The organism is Micromonospora sp. NPDC049580, from assembly GCF_040675595.1.
In the GTDB taxonomy this organism is placed as follows: domain Bacteria; phylum Actinomycetota; class Actinomycetes; order Mycobacteriales; family Micromonosporaceae; genus Micromonospora.
Genome location: NZ_JBFAPG010000459.1, coordinates 1 through 5,135, shown reverse-complemented (window position 1 = coordinate 5,135; position 5,135 = coordinate 1). Strand labels below are relative to the sequence as shown.

Here is a 5,135-nt window from a genome sequence, read left to right as displayed (position 1 = left end):
CACCACCGCAGACGGTGGCCCCCGGGGTGCCAGGTCCGAAACCCCTGGGCAAGCTGATCGACACGGGGGTGCGGCACGGCGCCGACTGGCGGGTCTACTACGTCGTCGCGGTGTCGGTGCCCGGCGAGCCCAAGGTGACCATCGGGTTGGCCGCCGGTCGTCGCGCCCCCGACGGCACGTTGAGCACGGACATCCTGGTCAACGACGTCGAGGGCGCCGACCGCAGCCCCGGGTTCCACCAGATCGGCTACGACGAGCGCTCGTCGGCCGTGCCGGTGCCCACCTTCGGCTACTTCGTCGGCCCCGCCGAGCGGATCATCGGCACGGTGGCCGGTCGGCAGGTCGATGCCCGGGTGGCGCGCTGGAGCATCGACAAGCAGGTGGTGATCTTCTGGTTCGACCCGGCCACGCTGACGCCGGGGGAGCGCCTGGACGGCATCGTCGCCCGTGACCGCGGGGGCCGTCGGCTCTGAGGCGCTGGCGGTGACTCAGGCCGGGTCGGTCAGCCGGCGCTCGATGGTCACCGTCGTCCCCTCGCCGGTGGAGACCAGTCGTACGTCGCCGTAGGCGTTCATCAACAGTGCGCCCCGGCCCCGGTCCATGGCCGGCCGACGGTCCCGCCAGGTGCCGAAGTCGCGTACCGAGATCCGGACCCGGTCGGCACCCACCTGGAGCCGGACCCGCACCTCGGGGCGGCTGGGTCGTTGTGCGTGCTCGACGGCGTTGTTCATCGCCTCGGACGCGGCGAGCAGCAGATCCTGCAACACGTCCGTGTGGACGTCCAGCTCGTCCAACGCCAGCCGGACGTCCTGGCGCATGGCGGCCGCCGAGGTGGGCACGGACGGGTACGTCCACTCCGCGGCCAGGATGTCGCCGAGCCCGTCGTCGGCCGTGCCGACCACGGACCCGCCGGCCGGTTCTCCGTGGGCTGGTTCGGCGTTGGCCGGTTCCCCGCCGGCTGGTTCGGCGTTGGTTGGTTCGTCGTTGGCCGGTACGGCGGCGGCGCTCTCGACGGGTGCGCTCTCGGCGGGCTCCGCCACCGGCGGAGCGGGCGCGACGGCGATTGCCCCGGCGGGTCGCGTCGACCTCGGGGCGTCGGCCGCGCTCAGGCTGTCGTCGGCGGTCCGCGCGGTGGCGTCGTCGCCGGACGGGTCGGTGCGGGCGCGGCGGATGGCAGCCCGGACGCGGGCGATCAGCTCCGCGGCGGCGAACGGCTTCACCAGGTAGTCGTCGGCGCCGAGGCTCAGGCCCACCACGCTGGCCTCCTCGCCGGCCCGGGCGGAGAGCACCAGCACCGGCAGCGCCCGGGTCGCCGGGTCGGCGCGTAGTCGGCGTACCAGGTCGAAGCCGTCCAGCACCGGCATCATCACGTCGGTGAGCACGAGGTCCGGCGGGTCCCGGTGGATCGCGTCGAGGGCCTGCCGACCGTCGGTGACCGACCGCACCCGCCAGCCCTGACCGGCGAGCAGCCGACTCAGGTACGCGCGCATGTCGCTGTTGTCGTCGGCCACCAGGATCCGGGCGCCGGTCAACTCGTCGGCGGCCGGGCCGGGCGCCGCGACGGGCTCGGCGATGCTGCCGGCCGGGTCGGTCAGCCAGCCCACCGCCTCTGAAACGGCGGCGCGGGCCATGTCGCCCCGCCCGTTGAGTGCCGGCCCGGTCGTCACCGCGCGCCGCGCCGCCGACCACGGCAGGGCCACGGTGAAGGCGGTGCCGGCACCCACCTGGCTGGTCACCCGGACCTCGCCGCCCTCCAGCCGGGTCAGCTCGTGAACCAGGGCCAGGCCGATGCCGGTGCCCTCGTGGCTGCGCGAGCGCGTGCCCTGCACCCGGTGGAAGCGCTCGAAGAGCTTCGGCAGGTCCGCGTCGGCGATGCCGATTCCGGTGTCGGCGACGGTGAGGCGTACCTCGTCGTGGTCGGCGTCCACGGCGATCCGGATCCGGCCGATGAACGTGTACTTCAGGGCGTTGGACAGCAGATTGGTGACGATGCGTTCCCAGTTGACCGGGTCGACGGTGACCGGCCGGGGCAGCGGCGGGCAGTCGACCTCCAGAGCCAGGCCGGCCCGTTCCACGGCGGCCCGGAAGACGCTTGCCAGCTCCGCGGTGAGCGCGGCGAGGTCGACCTCGCGGGCGTCGCTGCGAGCCCGGCCGGCCTCCAGGCTGGAGAAGGTGAGCAGGCTGTTGACCAGGGTCAACAGCCGGGTGGCATTGCGCCAGGCGGTCTCCACCCGCTCCCTTTGCCCGGGTGCCAGCGGCGCGGCGGTGTCGGCGAGCGCGTCGGCGAGCGGCCCGAGCATGAGGGTCAGCGGCGTACGGAACTCGTGGCTGACGTTGGTGAAGAAGGTGGTCTTCACCCGGTCCAGCTCGGCCAGCGTCTCGGCCCGGCGCCGCTCCTGCTCGTACTCCTTCGCGTTGCGTACCGCAATGGAGACCTGTTGGGTCAGCAGTTGGTAGAAGGAGCGGTACGCCTCGTCCAGCTTCCGGTTGGGGCTGACGCCGGCCAGCAGGACGCCGAGCGGCTGGTCCTCGGCGGCCGAGGGCAGCGGCAGTGCCAGCGCGGTGCGAGTGGCATCGCCCCACGGGCCGGCGGGCAGGGGCAGTCGATCCGCGACGCCCGTCACGTCGGTGGGCCGACCCTGCGCGGCGTCCGGGAGCGCCCAGGCGCGGGCCGCCGGGCTCGGGTCGGCCAGGTCGACGACGTCCGGCAGCGCCCCGGCCACCGTGGGGTGACCCGCGTCACCGCCCGCGCAGGCCGTCCGGCGCAGCAACGCGCCGTCGCGCAGGTAGATCGCGGCGAACGGCACGTCCAGTGGGTGGTCGCCGATCGCGTCGATCAGCCGGGCGCAGGTGGCCTCGACGTCGACGGTGCGCCCGTCGCCGCGCAGGCTCAGGTCGCGCAGCAGTCGCAGTCGCCGTTCGCCGACGACCTGCTCGGTGACCTCGCTGCACACCGTCAGCACGCCGACGGTGCGGCCGTCGTCGTCGCGGGCGGGGGCGTGCGAGACGCTGAAGTACGCCTCCTCGCGGTAGCCGGCGCGCTCCAGCAGGAGCTGCAGAGCGGGCACCCAACTGGCCACCCCGGTCGCCATGGCCTGCTGGATCAGGGGCGCGAGGACGTCCCAGCCCTCGGCCAGGGTCACCCGCACGTCGTCGCCGAGCGCGGCGGGGTGCTTGTCGCCGATCAGGGCGGAGTACGCGTCGTTGTAGAGCTGGGAGAGGCGGTCGCCCCAGAGCAGGAGCATGGGGTAACGGGAGGAGAGCACCACCCGTACGGCCGCACGCAGGCTCTGCGGCCAGCTCGACACCGCGCCCAGCGGGGTGTCGGCCCAGTTCAGCTCGGCCATCAGCCGTCCGGTGTCACCGCCGTCGTCGAACAGGTCGGTGCGGGGTCGTGTCACGCTCGACCCGGCCTCATCGCTAAGCCCCCCGTTCCGGGCCCGACGACCCCTGCTGGCGTTACCTACCCATCCTGGCACCTCTACTCACCTGTGCCGACGTCGGTACCCATCGTCGAACCGGTGGGGGTTCGGGACGAACGTCCGATGCCGACGACATAGATCTCTGTAAGTGTCTCGGTTATCTCTCCAACCCCCGAGGAGCCCCCATGAGAGGCAGAACGCTGAGCGCGGGAATCGCGCTCACCGTGTTCACCGGGATGACGGTGACGCTGGCCGCCCAGCCGGTGACCGCGTCACCCTCCGCCCCGACGACAGCGGCCCGGCCGATCGCCGCGTCCGCCGCCGTCCTGGCGGCGCCGGACATCTCCGTCACCAACGTCCAGGCGCACCTGACCCAGCTCAACTCCATCGCCAGCAGCAACGGCGGCAACCGGCGGGCCGGCTCGGCCGGCTACACCGCCTCGGTCAGCTACGTGAAGAGCAAGCTCCAGGCCGCCGGCTACACCGTCAGCGAGCAGACCTGCTCCAGCTGCACGTACCCCTCGAACAACCTCATCGCCGAGTGGCCCGGCGGCCCGGCCGACCAGGTGGTGATGTTCGGCGCCCACCTCGACAGCGTCTCGGCCGGCCCGGGCATCAACGACAACGGCTCCGGCTCGGCCACCCTGCTGGAGAACGCGCTGGTCCTCGCCGCGCAGAACCCGACCATGACGAAGAAGGTCCGGTTCGCCTGGTGGACCGACGAGGAGCAGGGCCTGAACGGCTCCCGGTTCTACGTGAACTCGCTCAGCGCCACCCAGCGCGGCTACATCAAGGGCTACTACAACTTCGACATGGTCGGCTCGACCAACGGTGGCTACTTCATCAACCGGATCACCTCCACGACGGCGGCGCCGCTGAAGGCGTACTGGGACTCGCTGGGGCTGCAACCGGAGGAGAACGTCGAGGGTCAGGGCCGCTCCGACGACTACTACTTCCAGCAGGCCGGCATCCCCACCTCCGGCTACGCCGCGGGCGCGAGCGCCCGTAAGACGAGCACCCAGGCGGCCAAGTGGGGCGGCACGGCCAACGCCGCCTACGACTCGTGCTACCACCGTTCCTGCGACACCACCGCCAACGTCAGCGCCACGGTGCTGAACCGGGCCGCGGACGGCGTCGCGTACGCGCTGTGGCAGCTCGCCGTGGGCGGCGGCACCCCGACCAACGACTTCTCGATCTCGGTCAGCCCGACCGCGCTCACCGTCGCCCGGGGCGCCAGCGCCACCGCCACGGTCGGCACCGCGACCACCGCCGGCTCCGCGCAGACGGTCAGCCTCACCGCGTCCGGGGCGCCCAGCGGGGTGAGCGTCTCCTTCAGCCCGTCGTCGGTGACCTCCGGCGGGTCGGCCACGCTGACCCTGACCGCGTCGGCCAGCGCCGCCACGGGCACCGTCACCGTCACGGTCACCGGCACCGGGTCGGTGGCCCGGACGGCCAGCCTCACCCTCACGGTGACCGGCACCGGCGGCTGCGCCGGCGGGCAGGTGATCGGCAACGGTGGCTTCGAGAGCGGCAGCACGCCGTGGACCGCGTCCTCCGGCGTGATCACCAACTCCAGCAGTCAGCCGGCCCGGACCGGGTCGTACAAGGCGTGGCTCGACGGGTACGGCACCGCTCACACCGACACCCTGTCCCAGTCGGTGACCGTGCCGGCCGGCTGCGCCAGCTACACGCTGTCGTTCTGGCTGCACGTCG

The 5,135-nt window shown here is 72.8% G+C and carries 2 protein-coding genes and 1 pseudogene; 2 read left to right on the top strand and 1 reads right to left on the bottom strand.

Annotated elements, in window-relative coordinates:
- A pseudogene (locus AB0J68_RS26800) lies at positions 1-473 on the top strand (hypothetical protein); the annotation flags it as partial.
- 15 nt (positions 474-488) lie between these two features.
- On the opposite strand, the gene AB0J68_RS26795 reads toward AB0J68_RS26800, so the two are convergent.
- The gene (locus AB0J68_RS26795) at positions 489-3,401 is read right to left on the bottom strand and encodes an ATP-binding protein (protein WP_363941071.1); all 2,913 of its coding nucleotides are present in this window, start codon (positions 3,399-3,401) and stop codon (positions 489-491) included.
- 206 nt (positions 3,402-3,607) lie between these two features.
- On the opposite strand from AB0J68_RS26795, the gene AB0J68_RS26790 reads away from it, so the two are divergent.
- Positions 3,608-5,135, top strand: a 1,528-nt coding sequence (locus AB0J68_RS26790; RefSeq protein ID WP_363941069.1) for a M28 family peptidase, incomplete at its 3' end; no start/stop codon positions are given.